Raw genomic sequence first — 16,464 nt, 5'->3', positions numbered from 1 at the left:
CCGCTCCGTCCTTGCCCTTGGCGGGCGCATTTCGTAAGGTCGGCCAGCCTATCCCGAGTGGGCGCCAGGGCTTTCAGCCACACATGACAAAAAACGATCACCCGCCGAGCAATGCGTTCTACGCGCCGATTCTTCTTCCGGTCATCGAGGAACTGCTCGGGCGCGGGGTGGCGCAGGCAAGCATCGAGGAACGCTTCCGCCGCAGCCTGTTCGAGTTGCGCACGCCGTTCGTGCGCGTGCCGCTGTTCCTTTCCCGGCGCTTCTGGGCCCTCGCCGGGACGGCCGCCGGCGAGGCGCATATCGGCCTGCGTGCGCGGCGCTTCGCCTCCACCCAGACCAACGGCATGACCTACCTGTGCGAAGTGGCGCCGAGCCTGCAGGCGGCCTGCGCCTATTTCATCGAGTATTTCCCGTTCTTCAGCGGCCACCTGCGCGCCGAGCTGCGCAGCGATGGCGCGGGCGTGGAACTGCTGCTGCTGGAACAGGGCACGCTGCGCTGCCCGTTGCAGGCACGCGACTACACGCTGGCCGGGATCTGCAACCTGCTGCGGCGCAAGCTGCGCTTTGGCGGCAGCAATCTCGACCCGATCCTGTCGATCGCCCTGCCCGGCGCCGAACCGCCCTCCGCCGCGATCTACCGCGAGGCGCTGGGCGCGCCGGTGCACTGGGGCGAGCCGGACATCGCCATCCGCCTCGACCCGCAACTGTTCAGCCGCGAGCTGGTGCCGGCGAGTCCGATGCTGGAGAGCACGCTGGTCGGCCTGCTGGAACAGGCGCGCTGCAGCACCCAGGCCACCCTGCTGGAGGACGCCTGCGACCATATTGCCCGCGAGTTGCCGGCCGGCGCCAGCTTCCAGTCCTTCTGCAGCGCCCGTCACCTGACCGAACGTACCGCCGCCCGGCGCCTGCTGGCGCAGGGCTGGCGTTACAGCGAGCTGGTCGACGAATACCGCCGCTACCGGGCGCTCGACCTGCTCGCGGAGCCCGGCCTCGGCCTGGCGGAAATCACCGACCTGCTCGGTTACGGCGACCTGCAGAGCTTTTCCCGCGCCTTCGTCCGCTGGCATGACTGCACACCGGGTGCCTGGCGGGACCGGCCCGGCGCATAGGCGCCGGCGTAGGAATCAGCGGCGGATGACCCGGCGGACCTTGCCGCTGGAGTTGTCCACCAGCAGGTAGGCGCTGTCCGTCTTCAGCCATTGCCGGCCACGGCCCGGATGCGGCAGGTCGTGGGCGCGCCAGTTGCGCAGGTAGTGGCTGCGGCTGTAGTCCCACGGCACATGCTGGCCCACCGACCAGCGGCGGCGCTGGTCCTGGCGACGGTAGTTCGCCTCTTCCCAGCGACGTTGCTGCTCGTACTGGTGACGCCGCGCTTCTTCCCGGCGCCGCCAGTCGTCCTCGCGCTGCCGGCGCTGTTCTTCCTGCCAGCGACGTTCGCGTTCCGACGCCTGGCGTTGCTCTTCCTGCCAGCGGCGTTGCTGTTCCTGGCGCTGCTGCTGCTCCCGGGCCTGATGTTGCCACTGCTCCTGGCGCCGGCGCTCGTCTTCCTGCCGGTGCCGCTCGGCTGCCTGGCGCTGCTGCTCTTCACGCCGACGGTGCTGTTCTTCCTGGCGCTGACGCTGTTGTTCCTGCTGTTGCCTTTGCTGCTCCTGCTGCTGGCGTTGGCGTTCCTGCCATTGCCGCTGCTGTTCGGCCTGCCATTGCTGGCGCTGGCCGTCGTCGCCGTTCCAGGCGAGGACAGTGATGGGGGAGAGGAACAGGGATAAACAGAACGCGGTGCGGGAAATTCGGTTGCGCATGCTCATCGAGGCGAGGGCCCGGATTCAGGGGATTTGCCGATCAACTGAGTGGCGCGAAAAGGAAAAGTTCCGGGGCGGCGGTCGGAAGGCGCCGGCCCGGAAATGGGGGATTTGGGGGAGATACGGTCGATTGCCTTTCGGTCAATCAGTCATTAATCGAACAATTACCTGATACACAGTCGCTATTCGGCTGATGATTTATTTTCAGTCAAAACGAATGGATTTTAATCATTAATAAGAAGTCAATAGTCTGAAATATCTTGTAACCGTGTACCCACTTTCAGGCCTGGTTTTCCACACGATCCACCCGCAGGATTTCCACATTGCGACCCTTGACCCGGAATGCGGTCACGAATGGCCAGCGTTCGATCTCCAGCTCCCTCACGCCCGGCACCTCGCTGGGCTTGCCGCTGCTGCCAAGGGCCGGGTCCTGCAGCGGCCTGACCTGGCCGACGATGTCCTGGATGGCCTTCAGCGCCTTTTCCGGGCCGATCAGCACCACGTAGTGGTCATAGATGCCGTCGAGGTCGGCGGCCGCCTTGTGGGTCCATAGCAGACTCATGCCAGCCCCCACTTGCCTTCGATCTCGGCGTGCTCCAGCAGGCGCCCGGCATTGGCGTCCGCCAGCCCTTCATCGATGGCCGCGACGTGCCAGCTCTGGCGTTCCAGGTACTGCGCCAGGGCCTGGCGCAGGTGATACGGGCGGTCCCGGTGGGTGGCGCGGGCCAGTTCGTCCAGCGCCGCGGCAAGGGCGTCATCGGCGCGGAAAGAGATCACGGTGGTCATTTTCTGAGCACTTACGTTTACGGTGTATACAGTGTTTACAATGATGACAGATGTATACGAAGGCGGGCAAATCCGCTCCGTCACGACCGCGAATACACTGGATGCAGGCTGCTGGGCGGGAGGGGCGACATGGGTGTGGTTGAAGCGACGGCACTACGATTGCGAGCCCTGTACGAGCAGGGTCATGCACTGCTGTCCGGCGTGCTGGAGGCCGCACAGATCGCGGAACTGCGCCAGGCCATCGATGCCCTGCAGCCGTTGCATTGGGACTACACGGGGCTGGTCGATCACTACAAATGCGTGTTCAACCGCTCTCCCCTGTGGCTGCCCTATCTCGACCTGCCGGGGCTGATCGAGCTGGCCGAAGCGGCGCTCGGCGACGATTGCCATGTGATCGGCCAGACGGCCTGGCGTTGCCATCCGGGATTCATCGGCGCGGACATGCACCTGGATTACCTGCCGATCCAGTTGCCCCCTGCCCTGCTCGCCGATCCGGGCTTCGAGTTGCCGATGTTCATCTGCACGGCGCAGATCTATCTCGACGATATCGACGCCGATCTCTGCCCTACCCTGATGCTCTCCGGCAGCCACCGCTCCGGCCGCGCGCCGCTGCCGGACGAGTACGAGTGGCAGGGGCACAAGGCCGAGCCGGTGCTGTGCAGGGCCGGCGATGCGCTGTTCTTCCGCAGCGACGTCTGGCACGCCGGCAGTCGCAATCGCACGGCGGATCGCACGCGCTACATGCTGCAGGTGCACTATGGGCGGCGCATGGTGGCGCAGAAGTTCTCGCCTTACCTGCAGTGGTACTTCAATCCCGAGGTGATCGCCGCCTGCACGCCGCGCCAGCGCCGGCTGCTCGGCGACCATGAGGCGGCGGAATACGACTGAGACGGGAGGTGGACATGGCGGAAGTGCATGAGGGCGGCTGCCATTGCGGCGCGCTGCGCTATCAGGTCGACGCGCTGCTGGACGACACCGCGCATTGCCATTGCGCGATCTGCCGGCGCACCACCGGCGGCATCGTGGTGACCTGGGCGACGGTGCCGGCCACGGCGTTCCGCTGGCTGGCCGGGACGCCAGCCGAGTACCACTCGACGCCGGGCTGCACGCGCTATTTCTGCGGCAACTGCGGCGCCCAGCTGGTGTTCCGCTCGGATCGCTATCCGGACACCCTCGACATCACCATCGCCACGCTCGATCACCCGGAAAACACGCCGCCCGCCCGCCACATCTGGGTGAAGAGCCGGCTGCCATGGCTACGCTTGGACCCGCATCTGCCCGAAGAGGGCGAGGAGCGGTTGTAGGTTGGGCTGAGCCCGCGAAGCCCAACATTGCCGACGTTGGGCTTCACTGCGTTCAGCACCAACCTACGTTGCAGCCGCAGCCGCTTCAATCAGGGGAGTTCCAGGCCGCCTGCGGCCTTGTGCAGTTCGCGCAGGTGTTTGGCGAGCTGCTTGAGGTTTGCTTCGATGGCTTCCAGTTCGTCGCGGCGGCCGGGTTCGAGCAGGGCGCGGACGTCGTGTTCGAGGGAGTCGCTGAGCTGGCGCAGGCGGGTCTGGCGGGCCTTGGTCTGCAGTTCCAGGCGCGCCGATTCGCCGGCCTGGGGCAGGCCGTAGCCGCCGTCGAGCAGTTCCGCCGGGCGGCTGAGGAAGCCGCTGTCGTCGAGGATCTGCTGCAGCGTCTTGCCGGCCTTGGCCAGTTGCGGGTTGGCGGCGCTGTCGTCGCGGTGGCCGAGGTAGAGGCGTTTCAGCTCATCCTGGGCAAGCAGCAACTGGCGGCGCAGCGAGGCCTGTTCCAGCAGCAGCAGGGCGGCGCTGGCGCGCAGGTCGGCCCGGGGGAACCAGTCGCGGCGTTCGCTGGCGGGGAGGGCGAGCCAGTCCTCCACGCGCTTCTGCGGCACGTCGAGGCGCTTCCTGAGCACGTCGAACATCGCCTGGTAGCGGTCGCGGAAGGAGTCGAAGCGGTAACCCTGGCGCAAGGCTTCCCTGGGATCGGCGAGCACACTGGAATCGGCCATCCCGCGGTTTTCCATCAGCTCCAGCACGCCGTACGGGGTGATGCTGTCGAGGTCCTGCAGGCGCGGGTCGGGCAGCCCGCTGCGCAGCAGCTTGAGGGTTTCCACCGCGCAGTTGTTGGAGATGAAGTAGTAGTTGCCGTCGTAGCTCCAGTGGCTTTGCGCGGCGCGCTCGACCAGTTCGGTGATTTCCTTGCGATCAAGCTTGAGCGGGATCGAGACCAGGCTGCGCAGCTCGATCTTGGTGTATTCCTCGATCACCTGGGACAGCGGCAGGACGAACAGCCGCGACGGATAGGCGCCGGTCAGGCCGTCCCAGCTGGAGAGTTGCAGGTCGCCGACGAAGGCGCGGTAGGACAGCACCAGGTGCTGGTCGAGATCCAGCCGGCAGTCCGGGCCGCGCGGGCGTCCGGGGGCGCAGACGACGACGCGCAGCATGGCGTGGCCCCAGCGGCTGACCAGTTCGTCGTTGGCCTCGGCGAGCAGGTAGTCGACCGAGTAGACCCGTTCCGGATCGAGCTGGCCCAGCGGCTGGCGACCGAAGTCGCGGCCGGCGTTGAGGAAGGCGAAGCTGGCCGGGCATTCGGCACGCTGCGCCGGCTCGCCGAAGCGCGCGGCGTAGTAGCGGTAGAGCGCCGGGCGCCGGCAGGCGTAGCTCGGGTCGAGGAGGAAGTACTCCATGTTCACCGCGACGAACTCGCGCGGGTTGCTCAGTTCGTAGCTGTCCGGGCTGCGCAGGATGAAGCGGTTGTGCGCCTCGCGCCCGCCACGCTTGCCGGCGTACTGCGGCCAGCCGGCGATATCGAGCAGGCGCGGGTCGTCGGACAGGGTGAAGCGGCGCGCGATCTGCCCGCGGCACTCGCCGGGTTCGCCGGCGCGGCCGATGCTGTTTTCGCGCTGGGTGCAGCGGCGGATCAGGCTTGCCTCGGCGGGCGTCCACAGGCGCGCGCGGTCGTACAGGTGGGTTAGTTCGTGGAGCAGGGTGGCGAGCAGCTCGCGGCGCAGGGTGCCGTGGCTGCGGCCGGTCTGCTGCGTTGCCGCGCTGCCATCGGCCAGCGCCGGCAGATGGCGGCTGTTCAGGGCGATGGCGTTGGGTCGCAGGGCGCGGCCCATGGCATCGCTGGGCAGGTCGTCACTCCACTCGACCTCGACGCGGCGGTCGAGGTCGTCGACGAACTTCGCCGGCAGTTCGCGCAGCGCTTCGTCCAGCAGTTGCTGGCTGGCCTGGCGTTGCGCTGCATTCAGGCTGTCGCTGCTCAGCTCCAGGCGGAGCCCGGCGTGGCTGCTGCCGGCGATGAGCAGGGCGATGGCCGCGAGCCAGCGGCAGCCGGGGCGGATCACAGGGCGAGGATGGCTTCGGCCAGAGCCTGGTCGCTGGCTTCGCGCGCTTCCGGCACCTGCTCGCGCAGCGCGTGGAATGCGGCTTCCAGTTGCGCGCCGCGGATGGCGCCGTCGCTGGCGACGAAGCTGGCCGCGTCGTCACGGGCTTCGACGACGATCTTCATATCGCGGATGGAAGTGGTGGTGTCGGAGGTGAAGTCGACGCTGCGGCCAATGGCGTTGGTGGTGATGTTGAACAGGCGGATCACCGAGTTGGCCTGGGCGCTGCCGGCGCAGGCGGCGAGCAGCAGGCCGATGACGAGGGATTTGCGGGAAAGCGAAACGAGTTGCATGGGGTGAGTCTCCAGAAAATACAGCGATGCTGCTCACTCAGTTACTTGGGCAAGGATGGCTTCGGCCAGTTCCCGATCGTTCGCCGCAAGGTCCGGGTGCTCGTGGCGCAGCCAGTGCAGCGCCTGTTCGAGCTGCGCACCGCGCAACTGGCCATCGCTGGCGACGAAGCTGGCGGCATCGTCGCGGGCTGCGTCCAGCAGGCGTTTCTCGAACGGCCGGCTGCTGACGTCGCTGGTTGCGTAGGTGGTGCCGACACCGAGTTGGGTGGTCAGGTCGAAGGCTGCGGCCGGGGTGGCCAGGCAAAGGAGTACGAGGCTGGGAAGCAGGGCGCGCATGGTGCTGTTGGCGATCGGAAATGAAGGTCGCCAAGGCTAACGGAATGCCGCGTAGACGGCCAGTGGAAGGCGTGCGCTGGCGCTTCCGGCAATGCTGTCGGAAGGCGGAAAGAATGTGCCCGGACCTGAAGGTCCGGGCGGGATGGAATCAGATGGTCAGGATGGCCTTCGCCAGTTGCAGGTCGTCCGCTGCCAGGGTCGGCAGCTTGCCGCGGATGTGCTTGAACGCGGCTTCCAGGTGCGCGCCGCGGATTTCGCCCTGGCTGGCGACGAAGCTGGCGGCGTCATCGCGGGCTTCCAGGACGATCTTGTCGTCCTTGAACGAATTGCTGATGCCGCTGGTGGCGTCGGAAGTGGAACCGGTGGCGCGTACCGTCATGTCGGTGGTGTAGACGAAGCTGGTAGCGAAGGCGCTGCTGGCGCAAGTCAGTAACGCGACGACACCCAATAGGCGCAAACGACTCATGTTGAGTACTCCAGGTAGACGAAAGTGGCGCGGCTGACGTGCCGACCTTCCGCACAGCCTAGCCAAGAGTAGGGCGGGCCACCAGCCGTTCAGCGCCAGAACGGTTTCGAGATTTCTTCCTGGCGATCGCTGTGGCTGATGCCGATGTCGCTCAGCAGGCGGGCGTCGAGCTCGGCCAGTTGCCGGCGTGTGCGAGCGTTCTGCCGCCACTGGTGCAGCAGGCGGAACAGTGTGCTCGCCAGGCGGCGCGGGGCGTTCAGCGGGGGGGCGGGGTAGGTTGCAACAAGCTTGAGCTCCATGGCGATGACCTCTTTTCTTCCACGGTGGGGGTGGAGAGTGGAGTGTCCAGACTCGCATTGGGGCGATGAGGCGGGCAGAGGCAGCGAGGGGAAATTGAGCTGGTACAGTCGGTCAGGCAGCGCAACTGTGCTGTTGCTTTTGGTGCCTACTGTGTTGCGGGAGTCGAGAGAAGGAGAAGCGGGGAGGGGAGTGCCGGATTCGTTCGCCCTCGGCCGCTCGGGGAAGAGCGGCCGCAGGCACTACCGGTACAGTTTGCGTCTGTTCTGGTCGACGCGAAACTGTTGCCTGGCTTAGCGCCAGAAGGGCTTGCTCAGCTCGGCGAAGCGCTGGGCTTCACTGATGCCGGCGTCGGCGAGCAGGCGCGGGTCCAGGCGAGCCAGTTGACGGCGGCTGGCTACACGGCGGCGCCACATGCGTACGGTGGTTACGAGGCTGTGGCTGGAATGGCTTTGAGTGGTGGAGGAAACGAGGGTACGTCCCATGATGTTGATCCTTCCCGCTTGTGGCGAGTAATCAGGTTGCAAGGTTGTTGGCGCATATGATCTGACTATTTGGTCAACCGGGACAGTAACAGTTGTACAGAATTGTGCGTGGTCAGCGATCTGTTTGAATGAACTGTTATGGTCTTTTTCAGGGCGAACTGTATCGCCGCGCACTGTGGTGGTGCACGTTGCGGTCGGTGGGAGGGGTTTTACCGGGGCTGCCGACGATTGCGACGGCTTGGGGAGGAACAGTTGTAGCGGAAGAAAAAACTGTTCGAAGCTGTTTTTTACGGGGTTTCTCTCAGGATGTCCAGCCTTGTGGGGCATTTTCCTGGGAGTGGCTCCTACGCAACTACGTGTACGTGGCTGGGCCATAACCCGCGTAGGTTGGTGCTGAACGCAGTGAAGCCCAACGATGGCGATGTTGGGCTTCGCGTTGCTCAGCGCCAACCTACGGTGGGCATTGCAGCCCGTAGGAGTGGTCTCTTGTCACCCCGCAGCCAGCATATGCCCGTTCTCTTCCAGGTTGATGTGCCAGGCCATCGCTTCGCGCAGGATGTGCGGGGTATGGCCGCCGCGCTTGCAGGCGGCTTCGAAGTAGCTGTTCAGGGCGTCGCGATAGGACGGATGCACACAGTTGTCGATGATCGCCCGGGCGCGTTCGCGCGGGGCCAGGCCGCGCAGGTCGGCGAGGCCGATTTCGGTGACCAGGATGTCCACGTCATGCTCGGTGTGGTCGACGTGGCTGACCATCGGCACCACGCTGGAGATGCTGCCGCCCTTGGCGATGGACTTGGTGACGAACACCGCCAGGTGCGCATTGCGGGCGAAATCGCCGGAGCCGCCGATGCCGTTCATCATCCTGGTGCCGCCGACGTGGGTGGAGTTGACGTTGCCGTAGATGTCGAATTCCAGCGCCGTGTTGATGCCGATGATGCCCAGCCGGCGCACCACTTCCGGGTGGTTGGAGATTTCCTGCGGGCGCAGTACCAGCTTGTCCTTGTAGCGCTCCAGGTTGCCGAACACGTCGGCGTTGCGGCGCGGCGACAGGGTGATCGAGCTGCCCGAGGCGAAACGCAGCTTGCCGGCGTCGATCAGGTCGAAGGTCGAGTCCTGCAGCACTTCGGAGTACATGGTCAGGTCTTCGAACGGCGACTCGATCAGCCCGCACATCACGGCGTTGGCGATGCTGCCGATGCCGGCCTGCAGCGGGCCGAGGTTCTTGCCCATGCGCCCGGCATCCACTTCGCGCTTGAAGAAGTCGATCAGGTGGTTGGCGATGGCCTGGGTCTCGTCGTCCGGCGGCAGCACGGTGGAGGGCGAGTCCGCCTGTTCGGTGTGGACGATGGCGACGATCTTCGCCGGGTCGATCGGGATGGCGGTGCTGCCGATGCGGTCGTCCGCCTTCACCAGCGGGATCGGCGTGCGGGTCGGGCGGTAGGTCGGGATGTAGATGTCGTGCAGGCCTTCGAGATTCGGGTTGTGCGCGGTGTTGATCTCGACGATCACCTTCTTCGCGAAGATCGCGAAGCTGGCCGAGTTGCCCACCGAGGTGGTCGGCACGATGTGGCCCTGCTCGGTGATGGCGACCGCCTCGATCACTGCGATGTCCGGCAGCTTGAGCTGGTGGTTGCGCAGTTGCTCGACGGTTTCCGAGAGGTGCTGGTCGATGAACATCACCTCGCCGGCGTTGATCGCCTTGCGCAGGGTGCTGTCGACCTGGAACGGCATGCGCCGGGCCAGCACGCCGGCTTCGGTGAGCTGTTTGTCGAGGTCGTTGCCGAGGCTGGCGCCGGTCATCAGGCTGATGCGCAGCGGTTGCCGGCGGGCGCGCTCGGCCAGTGCGGTGGGCACCGCCTTGGCTTCGCCGGCGCGGGTGAAACCGCTCATGCCGACGGTCATGCCGTCCTCGATCAAGGCGGCGGCTTCGGCTGCGCTCATCACCTTGTCGAGCAGGGAGGGCATACGCACACGATCACGGAACATGGATGAAACCTCGGGCAGCAGGAAGTACGAAGCGGCCAGTCTAGGGACTGGAGGATTTTTCGCCCTTAGACCTAGGTCGAAAAATCGCCGCTACAGTTAGCTTCTTACTACCAAAGATGTAGGACTGTTCCGTTGTCAGAAAGCAAGACACCGGCACGAGGCCGGTGTCTTGTGGAGCGCAGAGGAACTTAGTCGACTGCCTTGACCATGTCTTCGATGACTTTCTTGGCGTCGCCGAAGACCATCATGGTCTTGTCCAGGTAGAACAGTTCGTTGTCCAGACCGGCGTAACCGCTGGCCATGGAGCGCTTGTTGACGATGACGGTCTTGGCCTTGTACGCCTCGAGGATCGGCATGCCGGCGATCGGCGATTTCGGATCGTTCTTGGCGGCCGGGTTGACCACGTCGTTGGCGCCGAGGACCAGGACCACGTCGGTCTGACCGAACTCGGAGTTGATGTCTTCCATCTCGAACACCTGCTCGTAAGGCACTTCGGCCTCGGCCAGCAGGACGTTCATGTGGCCCGGCATACGGCCGGCAACCGGGTGGATGGCGAACTTCACGGTCACACCGCGATGGGTCAGCTTCTCGGCCAGTTCCATCAGCGCGTGCTGGGCGCGGGCTACCGCCAGGCCGTAGCCCGGAACGATGATCACGCTGTCGGCGTTGGTCAGCAGGAACGAGGCATCGTCGGAGGAGCCGGACTTCACCGGACGCTGCTCTTTCGAACCAGCAGCCGGACCCGCGTCAGCTTCGGCACCGAAGCCACCGAGGATGACGTTGAAGAACGAGCGGTTCATGGCCTTGCACATGATGTAGGACAGAATCGCACCCGAGGAACCTACCAGCGAACCGGCGATGATCAGCATCGAGTTGTTCAGCGAGAAGCCGATACCTGCCGCGGCCCAGCCGGAGTAGGAGTTCAGCATCGACACAACCACCGGCATGTCGGCGCCGCCGATCGGGATGATGATCAGCACGCCGAGCACGAAGGACAGAGCCAGCATGGCGGCGAAGGCGGTCAGGTTGCCGGTGAACATGAACACCAGGCCCAGGCCCAGGGTGGCCAGGCCAAGTACCAGGTTCAGCATGTGCTGGCCGGCGAACTGCACCGGAGCACCCTGGAACAGGCGGAACTTGTACTTGCCGGACAGCTTGCCGAAGGCGATCACCGAACCGGAGAAGGTGATGGCACCGATGGCCGCGCCGAGGAACAGCTCCAGGCGGTTGCCGGTCGGGATGCTGTCGCCGAGGTGCTGCACGATGCCCAGGGACTGCGGTTCGACCACAGCGGCAACGGCGATGAACACGGCGGCCAGACCGATCATGCTGTGCATGAAGGCGACCAGTTCCGGCATCTTGGTCATTTCGACGCGCTTGGCCATGATCGAGCCGGCGGTGCCGCCGATCAGCAGGCCGACCAGCACGTAGCCCAGGCCAGTGGCGGCGTTACCGCCCTCGCCCAACTGGGCAGCCAGCTTGAAGACCAGGAACACGGTGGTGACGATGGCGATGCCCATGCCGATCATGCCGAAGGCGTTGCCCTGGCGCGAAGTGGTCGGGTGCGACAGGCCCTTGAGCGCCTGGATGAAGCACACCGAGGCGACAAGGTAGAGGAGGGTGACCAGGTTCATGCTCATGTCAGTGTTTCTCCGCCTGGGCCTTCGGGGCTTTCTTCTTGAACATTTCCAGCATGCGGCGGGTGACCAGGAAGCCACCGAACACGTTAACCGCGGCCAGCGCGACAGCCAGGGTGCCCATGACCTTGCCCAGCGGGGTGACGGTCAGTGCGGCGGCCAGCATGGCGCCGACGATCACGATCGCGGAGATGGCGTTGGTCACGGCCATCAGCGGGGTGTGCAGGGCAGGGGTTACGTTCCAGACCACGTGGTAGCCGACGTACACGGCCAGCACGAAGATGATCAGGTTGTAGATCCCATGGGAGATCAGCATTTCTTCCATCGTCTTTCACCGGAATTGAGGGCCGGGTTGGTGCCCGGCGCGTACTTATATAGTAGTGCTGCGTGGTATCAGCCGTTCTTGCGCACGACTTGCTTGTCGCAGCACATCAGGCAGGCGGCCACGATGTCGTCTTCCAGATTGACCTTGAAGCCTTCGGCGGTCAGGGTCAGCTTGAGGAAGTCGAGCAGGTTGCGTGCATACAGGGCCGAGGCGTCAGCCGGAACCATGGAGGCCAGGTTGCTGTAGCCGACGATGGTCACGCCGTGCTTGATCACGACCTGTTCGGCCTCGGTCAGCGGGCAGTTGCCGCCCTGGGCAGCAGCCAGGTCGATGACCACGGAGCCCGGCTTCATTTCCGCGACGGTCGCTTCATGCAGCAGGGTCGGTGCCTTGCGGCCCGGGATCAGTGCGGTGGTGATCACGATGTCGGCCTGTTTGGCGCGTTCGTGAACGGCCTTGGCCTGACGCTCCATCCAGGATTGCGGCATCGGGCGGGCGTAACCGCCAACGCCTTCGGCGCACTCGCGCTCTTCGTCGGTCTCGTAGGGAACGTCGACGAACTTGGCGCCCAGGGACTCGATCTGCTCCTTAACGGCCGGACGTACGTCCGAGGCCTCGATCACCGCGCCAAGACGCTTGGCGGTGGCGATGGCCTGCAGGCCGGCAACACCGGCGCCGAGGATCAGCACGCGGGCGGCCTTAACAGTACCGGCGGCGGTCATCAGCATCGGCATGAAGCGCGGGTAATGGTTGGCGGCGACCATCACGGCCTTGTAGCCGGCGATGTTGGCCTGCGAGGACAGCACGTCCAGGCTCTGCGCGCGGGAAGTACGCGGCGCGGCCTCGAGGGCGAAGGCGGTGATGCCGGCTTCGGCCATGCGGGCGTTGTTCTCGTTGTTGAACGGGTTGAGCATGCCGATGAGGACGGCATTGGGCTTCATCTGAGCCAGCTCGGCTTCGTTGGGGGCAACCACTTTCAGCACCAGTTCGGCACCGAAGGCTTCGGCAGCGCTGCCGATCTTCGCGCCAACGGCTTCATAGGCACTGTCAGGCTGGCTGGCGTTGACGCCGGCACCGCTCTGCACGATTACCTGATGACCCTGACCGATCAGTTTCTTGACGGTTTCCGGGGTAGCGGCAACCCGAGTTTCACCGGCTTGGGTCTCGAGGGGGACACCGATCTGCACTCGCAAATCTCCTGCGTGATCGTTGGGTAATCCGGCCCGCTGCGTTGGCGGGTCGGGATGTCGAACGGGCTGCGGATAGCGCGTCCTGCACGGGGCAGGGAAAGCGATATCGTGCAATCGAGTCGCAAGGTCAGAAGACGTTCTGGAGCGATACTGAACCGGCACTACAAGTCACGAACGGACTGCGCGTTTTGTCGCCGGTGCGGCACTCCCAGACTCTGAAAAACGAGTCTGACAGAATCCGCCAACCACGGGTTACAGCATCCCGATGGTGAATGACCGCCTATCAGAACCCCCCAAGACCCGGCGAGAGGCTTGTCAATCCTGCCTTAGGCGCAGCTATAGGTGTTAATTAATGTTTTTAATATGGAATATCAGTTAGTACTTATGCGGTATGAGGCTGTAGCAAATATTTAACATTGACTACCGGGTCAGGAAATTGCCCGGAAAGGCTTTGCGACGAGGCTTTTCGCGGTATTCGAGGCGATGGCGTACGGCGTGGGCGAATGGGGAATTCGCCAATGGGAGAGCCAGAGATGTGGAAAAAAAACGGCCACCCGAGGGTGGCCGTTTACATAATTACGACAGAAGCATGGGCAAAACGGACAGATTCGACCCTTCGGCTCAGCTTTTCGGGACGATCAGGTTGGGCAACTGGGCGCTCAGCTTGGCGTTGTTCAGCGGTGCGCGGATGAAACCCTGCTGGTTGCCGTCGGGACCGATCAGCACCAGGTTGCCGCTGTGGTCGACGGTGTAGTTGGGTTTGCTGGTGTCGGCCGGGATGTACGGGATGCTCATGGCGTTGCTGAGCTTGAGGATGGTCTCGTCGGGGGCGGTGATGCCCTGGAAGCCGGCGTCGAAGAAGTTGAGGTACTCCTTCAGGCGTGCCGGCGTGTCGCGATGCGGGTCGACGCTGACCAGCACCACCTGCAGCTGGTCGCGCACTTCCGGCGGCAGCTTGCCCTTCAGCTCGCGCAGTTGCGCCAGGGTGGTGGGGCAGACGTCCGGGCAGAAGGTGTAGCCGAAGAACAGCACGTGCCAGCGGCCTTTCATGCTGGCGGTGTCGAAGGGCTTGCCGTCCTGGTCCTGGAACTGCAGCGACGGCATGCTGCGCGGCTGTGCGAGCATGACGATACCGGCATCCAGCAGCACCGTCGGATCGAGTTTCTGCTGCGAGGTGAGCACCTTGTGCAGGGTCAGGCCGAGGATCAGCGCGATGACGGTGATGAGGACGAAGACGGTCTTGTTAACTCGGGTCATGGAGTTCTCGTGGAATCAGGTGTCTTTCCAGAAGGTTGGCGTGGGCCGTAGGGTGGATCACGCTCCATCGATCCACCATGGCCGCGCATGCGGCCCCGAAATGGCGGATGGAAGAGCGCCATCCACCCTGCGTCTCCGTCCTGCATTTTCGGATCGGCGCCGTCACGATACGAGCGTAAGCGGCAGGTAATGGTCCACCAGCAGGGCGATGAACAGCAGGAACAGGTAGACGATAGAGTACTTGAAGGTCTTGATCGCCGCATGCGGCCGGCTGTCCAGGTACAGCGCCCAGGCCCAGTCGAGGAAGCGTGCGCCGAGGGCCAGCGCGGCCAGCAGGTAGATCAGCCCGCTCATGTGGATGGCGAACGGCATCAGGCTAACGGCGAACAGCACCAGCGTATAGAGCAGGATGTGCAACTTGGTGTAACGCTCGCCGTGGGTCACCGGCAGCATCGGGATATCGGCCTTGGCGTACTCGTCCTTGCGGTGCAGGCACAGCGCCCAGAAGTGCGGCGGGGTCCAGGCGAAGATGATCAGCACCAGCAGCAGCGGCTCGGCGGACATCTGTCCGGTCACCGCGACCCAGCCGAGCAGCGGCGGGGCGGCGCCGGCGAGGCCGCCGATGACGATGTTCTGCGGCGTGGCGCGCTTCAGGAAGCCGGTGTAGAGCGCCGCGTAGCCGAGCAGCGAGGCCAGGGTCAGCCAGGCGGTCAACTGGTTGGTGAACACCATCAGGATGGCCATCCCGGCCAGCGCCAGCACCAGGGCGAAGCCCAGCGCGGCCGGCGGCGAGACGCGGCCGACGGCGATCGGGCGCTTGTGGGTGCGCGCCATGATCGAGTCGATGCGCCGGTCCACCACATGATTGACCGCCGCCGCCGCTCCGGCGCAGAGGGCGATGCCGAGGTTGCCGAACAGCAGGACCTGCCAGCTCACGCCGGTCTTGGTCGCCAGCAGCATGCCGATCAGCGAGGTGATCAGCATCAGCAGCACGACCCTGGGTTTGGTCAGCTCCAGATAGTCGCGCCAGCCGGCCTGGCTTGCAGTGCTGAGGATGGTGGCCATATGCGTATCTCCGTTGCGTTATGGTTTCCCGCCGTGCGGCAGCGAGTCGGGAATATTCAGCCTTGCGATGGATAAGCGACCGGGCAGTCCAGCCGGTGCGCGGCATGTCTGGCGGCTTCGGTGGAAACGGCGCGCACCCGGTAATTCACCAGCACCAGTACCAGCAGCAGCAGGGCGCCGCCGCCGTTGTGCGCCACCGCCACCGGTAGCGGCAGGTGGAACAGCACGTTGCTCATGCCCAGGCCGATCTGCACCGCCAGCGCGGCCAGCAACAGGCCGGCGAGGGCGCCGAGGCGGTTGCGCCAGAGCTGCCAGCCGAGCGCCAGCAGCGCCAGGGTCACGCACAGCGCGCCGAGGCGGTGGGTCACGTGGATGGCGGTGCGCGCGTCGCTGTCGAGCTGGCCGCCGAGGTAGTTCGGACCGATGTGCTGGGTCAGGTGGAAGCCGTTGGCGAAGTCCATCGCCGGCCACCATTCGCCGTGGCAGGTCGGCAGGTCGATGCAGGCGACCGCCGCATAGTTGCTGCTGACCCAGCCGCCCAGGGCGATCTGTCCGATCACCAGCGCCAGCGCGGCAGCGGCCATGGCGCGCAGCGAGCGGGGCAAGGCGAGGGCGGGCAGGGCGCCGGACAGGCGCAGGCTGAGCAGGAACAGCAGGGCGAGGGTGGTGAAGCCGCCGAGCAGGTGCGCGGTGACCACCTGCGGCCAGAGCTTGAGGGTCACCGTCCACATGCCGAAGGCGGCCTGGGCGATCACCACGCCGAGCAGCAGCAGCGGCAGCTTCAGCGGCTGGCCATCGCGGCCGCGACGGACCAGTGCGTGCACGGCGAGGCCGAGGATCAGCAGGCCGAGCGCGCCGGCGAAGTAGCGGTGGATCATCTCGTTCCAGCCTTTCTGCGCTTCCACCGGCGTTTCGGGGAAGTGCATCTCGGCGTGGGCCAGTTGCGCTTCGCTGCTCGGCACATGAATGAAGCCGTAGCAGCCCGGCCAGTCCGGGCAGCCGAGGCCGGCGTGGGTCAGGCGGGTGTAGGCGCCGAGCAGCACGACGACGACGGCCAGCACGGTAGCCAGCAGCGCGAAGTAGAAGCCGGGTTTGCGTTTCGCTTGAGTCATTCATCGCCCCCGTTTTTGTTGTTCTGGTCGGGTCGT

The 16,464-nt window shown here is 65.1% G+C and carries 19 protein-coding genes; 3 read left to right on the top strand and 16 right to left on the bottom strand.

Annotated elements, in window-relative coordinates; all coding sequences use genetic code 11:
* The first annotated feature begins 83 nt into the window (after positions 1-83).
* Entirely contained in the window at positions 84-1,109 is a 1,026-nt protein-coding gene (locus tag JFY56_RS11665) for an AraC family transcriptional regulator (protein WP_208313893.1), read from the top strand.
* A gap of 15 nt (positions 1,110-1,124) precedes the next feature.
* Here the strand turns inward: JFY56_RS11665 and JFY56_RS11660 are convergent, their stop codons facing one another.
* From JFY56_RS11660 to JFY56_RS11650, 3 genes are all read right to left on the bottom strand, one after another.
* Positions 1,125-1,799, bottom strand: coding sequence for an RcnB family protein (locus tag JFY56_RS11660; RefSeq protein ID WP_208313891.1), 675 nt, complete (start codon positions 1,797-1,799; stop codon positions 1,125-1,127).
* Between the two features lie 280 nt (positions 1,800-2,079).
* Entirely contained in the window at positions 2,080-2,361 is a 282-nt protein-coding gene (locus JFY56_RS11655; protein ID WP_208313889.1) for a type II toxin-antitoxin system RelE/ParE family toxin, read from the bottom strand.
* On the bottom strand, positions 2,358-2,585 hold the full coding sequence (locus tag JFY56_RS11650; protein ID WP_208313887.1) for a CopG family ribbon-helix-helix protein: 228 nt from the start codon (positions 2,583-2,585) through the stop codon (positions 2,358-2,360). The genes JFY56_RS11655 and JFY56_RS11650 overlap by 4 nt, the downstream gene beginning before the upstream one ends.
* 129 nt (positions 2,586-2,714) lie before the next feature.
* On the opposite strand from JFY56_RS11650, the gene JFY56_RS11645 reads away from it, so the two are divergent.
* Together JFY56_RS11645 and JFY56_RS11640 are read left to right on the top strand one after the other, a co-directional pair.
* A complete protein-coding gene (locus tag JFY56_RS11645; protein WP_208313885.1) occupies positions 2,715-3,473 on the top strand; it encodes a phytanoyl-CoA dioxygenase family protein in 759 nt (252 codons plus the stop codon).
* Between the two features lie 14 nt (positions 3,474-3,487).
* Positions 3,488-3,889, top strand: coding sequence for a GFA family protein (locus JFY56_RS11640; RefSeq protein WP_208313883.1), 402 nt, complete (start codon positions 3,488-3,490; stop codon positions 3,887-3,889).
* Between the two features lie 89 nt (positions 3,890-3,978).
* On the opposite strand, the gene JFY56_RS11635 is transcribed toward JFY56_RS11640, so the two are convergent.
* The 13 genes from JFY56_RS11635 to JFY56_RS11575 all read right to left on the bottom strand — a co-directional run bounded on the left by JFY56_RS11635 (position 3,979) and on the right by JFY56_RS11575 (position 16,428).
* Positions 3,979-5,937 (bottom strand): DUF7844 domain-containing protein, encoded by a 1,959-nt coding sequence (locus tag JFY56_RS11635; RefSeq protein ID WP_208314271.1) that lies wholly within the window; start codon positions 5,935-5,937, stop codon positions 3,979-3,981.
* Positions 5,937-6,272: a DUF2388 domain-containing protein gene (locus tag JFY56_RS11630; protein ID WP_208313879.1), complete on the bottom strand. Its 336-nt coding sequence runs from the start codon at positions 6,270-6,272 to the stop codon at positions 5,937-5,939. The genes JFY56_RS11635 and JFY56_RS11630 overlap by 1 nt, the downstream gene beginning before the upstream one ends.
* Positions 6,273-6,305: 33 nt before the next feature.
* On the bottom strand, positions 6,306-6,608 hold the full coding sequence (locus tag JFY56_RS11625) for a DUF2388 domain-containing protein (RefSeq protein WP_208313870.1): 303 nt from the start codon (positions 6,606-6,608) through the stop codon (positions 6,306-6,308).
* A gap of 148 nt (positions 6,609-6,756) precedes the next feature.
* The gene (locus tag JFY56_RS11620; RefSeq protein WP_208313868.1) at positions 6,757-7,074 is read right to left on the bottom strand and encodes a DUF2388 domain-containing protein; all 318 of its coding nucleotides are present in this window, start codon (positions 7,072-7,074) and stop codon (positions 6,757-6,759) included.
* An 89-nt stretch (positions 7,075-7,163) separates the two neighbouring features.
* Positions 7,164-7,373 (bottom strand): DUF1127 domain-containing protein, encoded by a 210-nt coding sequence (locus JFY56_RS11615; RefSeq protein WP_208313867.1) that lies wholly within the window; start codon positions 7,371-7,373, stop codon positions 7,164-7,166.
* A 291-nt stretch (positions 7,374-7,664) separates the two neighbouring features.
* Positions 7,665-7,856 (bottom strand): DUF1127 domain-containing protein, encoded by a 192-nt coding sequence (locus JFY56_RS11610; RefSeq protein ID WP_208313865.1) that lies wholly within the window; start codon positions 7,854-7,856, stop codon positions 7,665-7,667.
* Positions 7,857-8,345: 489 nt separating this feature from the next.
* Positions 8,346-9,842: an acetyl-CoA hydrolase/transferase family protein gene (locus JFY56_RS11605; RefSeq protein WP_208313863.1), complete on the bottom strand. Its 1,497-nt coding sequence runs from the start codon at positions 9,840-9,842 to the stop codon at positions 8,346-8,348.
* A 188-nt stretch (positions 9,843-10,030) separates the two neighbouring features.
* On the bottom strand, positions 10,031-11,482 hold the full coding sequence (locus JFY56_RS11600; RefSeq protein WP_208313861.1) for an NAD(P)(+) transhydrogenase (Re/Si-specific) subunit beta: 1,452 nt from the start codon (positions 11,480-11,482) through the stop codon (positions 10,031-10,033).
* A 1-nt stretch (position 11,483) separates the two neighbouring features.
* Positions 11,484-11,804 (bottom strand): NAD(P) transhydrogenase subunit alpha, encoded by a 321-nt coding sequence (locus JFY56_RS11595; protein WP_084311443.1) that lies wholly within the window; start codon positions 11,802-11,804, stop codon positions 11,484-11,486.
* A 68-nt stretch (positions 11,805-11,872) separates the two neighbouring features.
* Complete coding sequence (locus JFY56_RS11590; protein ID WP_208313859.1) at positions 11,873-12,991, bottom strand: Re/Si-specific NAD(P)(+) transhydrogenase subunit alpha; 1,119 nt, start codon at positions 12,989-12,991, stop codon at positions 11,873-11,875.
* A 624-nt stretch (positions 12,992-13,615) separates the two neighbouring features.
* Complete coding sequence (locus JFY56_RS11585; protein ID WP_208313858.1) at positions 13,616-14,251, bottom strand: SCO family protein; 636 nt, start codon at positions 14,249-14,251, stop codon at positions 13,616-13,618.
* Between the two features lie 162 nt (positions 14,252-14,413).
* The gene (gene cyoE, locus JFY56_RS11580) at positions 14,414-15,316 is read right to left on the bottom strand and encodes a heme o synthase (protein WP_208313857.1); all 903 of its coding nucleotides are present in this window, start codon (positions 15,314-15,316) and stop codon (positions 14,414-14,416) included.
* A gap of 56 nt (positions 15,317-15,372) precedes the next feature.
* Entirely contained in the window at positions 15,373-16,428 is a 1,056-nt protein-coding gene (locus tag JFY56_RS11575) for a COX15/CtaA family protein (RefSeq protein WP_208313855.1), read from the bottom strand.
* Positions 16,429-16,464 lie beyond the last annotated feature (36 nt).

This window comes from Pseudomonas schmalbachii, from assembly GCF_017589465.1.
GTDB classification, from domain to species: domain Bacteria; phylum Pseudomonadota; class Gammaproteobacteria; order Pseudomonadales; family Pseudomonadaceae; genus Pseudomonas; species Pseudomonas schmalbachii.
Note: the sequence above shows the minus strand (reverse complement) of the source record. Positions and strands in the feature narration are given on the sequence as shown.

Excerpts from the sequence above, each read along its gene's own strand:
- JFY56_RS11665 (WP_208313893.1), top strand. The coding sequence starts at position 84 with ATGACAAAAAACGATCACCCGCCGAGCAATGCGTTCTACGCGCCGATT.
- JFY56_RS11660 (WP_208313891.1), bottom strand. The coding sequence starts at position 1,799 with ATGCGCAACCGAATTTCCCGCACCGCGTTCTGTTTATCCCTGTTCCTC.
- JFY56_RS11655 (WP_208313889.1), bottom strand. The coding sequence starts at position 2,361 with ATGAGTCTGCTATGGACCCACAAGGCGGCCGCCGACCTCGACGGCATC.
- JFY56_RS11650 (WP_208313887.1), bottom strand. The coding sequence starts at position 2,585 with ATGACCACCGTGATCTCTTTCCGCGCCGATGACGCCCTTGCCGCGGCG.
- JFY56_RS11645 (WP_208313885.1), top strand. The coding sequence starts at position 2,715 with ATGGGTGTGGTTGAAGCGACGGCACTACGATTGCGAGCCCTGTACGAG.
- JFY56_RS11640 (WP_208313883.1), top strand. The coding sequence starts at position 3,488 with ATGGCGGAAGTGCATGAGGGCGGCTGCCATTGCGGCGCGCTGCGCTAT.
- JFY56_RS11630 (WP_208313879.1), bottom strand. The coding sequence starts at position 6,272 with ATGCAACTCGTTTCGCTTTCCCGCAAATCCCTCGTCATCGGCCTGCTG.
- JFY56_RS11625 (WP_208313870.1), bottom strand. The coding sequence starts at position 6,608 with ATGCGCGCCCTGCTTCCCAGCCTCGTACTCCTTTGCCTGGCCACCCCG.
- JFY56_RS11620 (WP_208313868.1), bottom strand. The coding sequence starts at position 7,074 with ATGAGTCGTTTGCGCCTATTGGGTGTCGTCGCGTTACTGACTTGCGCC.
- JFY56_RS11615 (WP_208313867.1), bottom strand. The coding sequence starts at position 7,373 with ATGGAGCTCAAGCTTGTTGCAACCTACCCCGCCCCCCCGCTGAACGCC.
- JFY56_RS11610 (WP_208313865.1), bottom strand. The coding sequence starts at position 7,856 with ATGGGACGTACCCTCGTTTCCTCCACCACTCAAAGCCATTCCAGCCAC.
- JFY56_RS11605 (WP_208313863.1), bottom strand. The coding sequence starts at position 9,842 with ATGTTCCGTGATCGTGTGCGTATGCCCTCCCTGCTCGACAAGGTGATG.
- JFY56_RS11600 (WP_208313861.1), bottom strand. The coding sequence starts at position 11,482 with ATGAGCATGAACCTGGTCACCCTCCTCTACCTTGTCGCCTCGGTGTGC.
- JFY56_RS11595 (WP_084311443.1), bottom strand. The coding sequence starts at position 11,804 with ATGGAAGAAATGCTGATCTCCCATGGGATCTACAACCTGATCATCTTC.
- JFY56_RS11585 (WP_208313858.1), bottom strand. The coding sequence starts at position 14,251 with ATGACCCGAGTTAACAAGACCGTCTTCGTCCTCATCACCGTCATCGCG.
- cyoE (WP_208313857.1), bottom strand. The coding sequence starts at position 15,316 with ATGGCCACCATCCTCAGCACTGCAAGCCAGGCCGGCTGGCGCGACTAT.
- JFY56_RS11575 (WP_208313855.1), bottom strand. The coding sequence starts at position 16,428 with ATGACTCAAGCGAAACGCAAACCCGGCTTCTACTTCGCGCTGCTGGCT.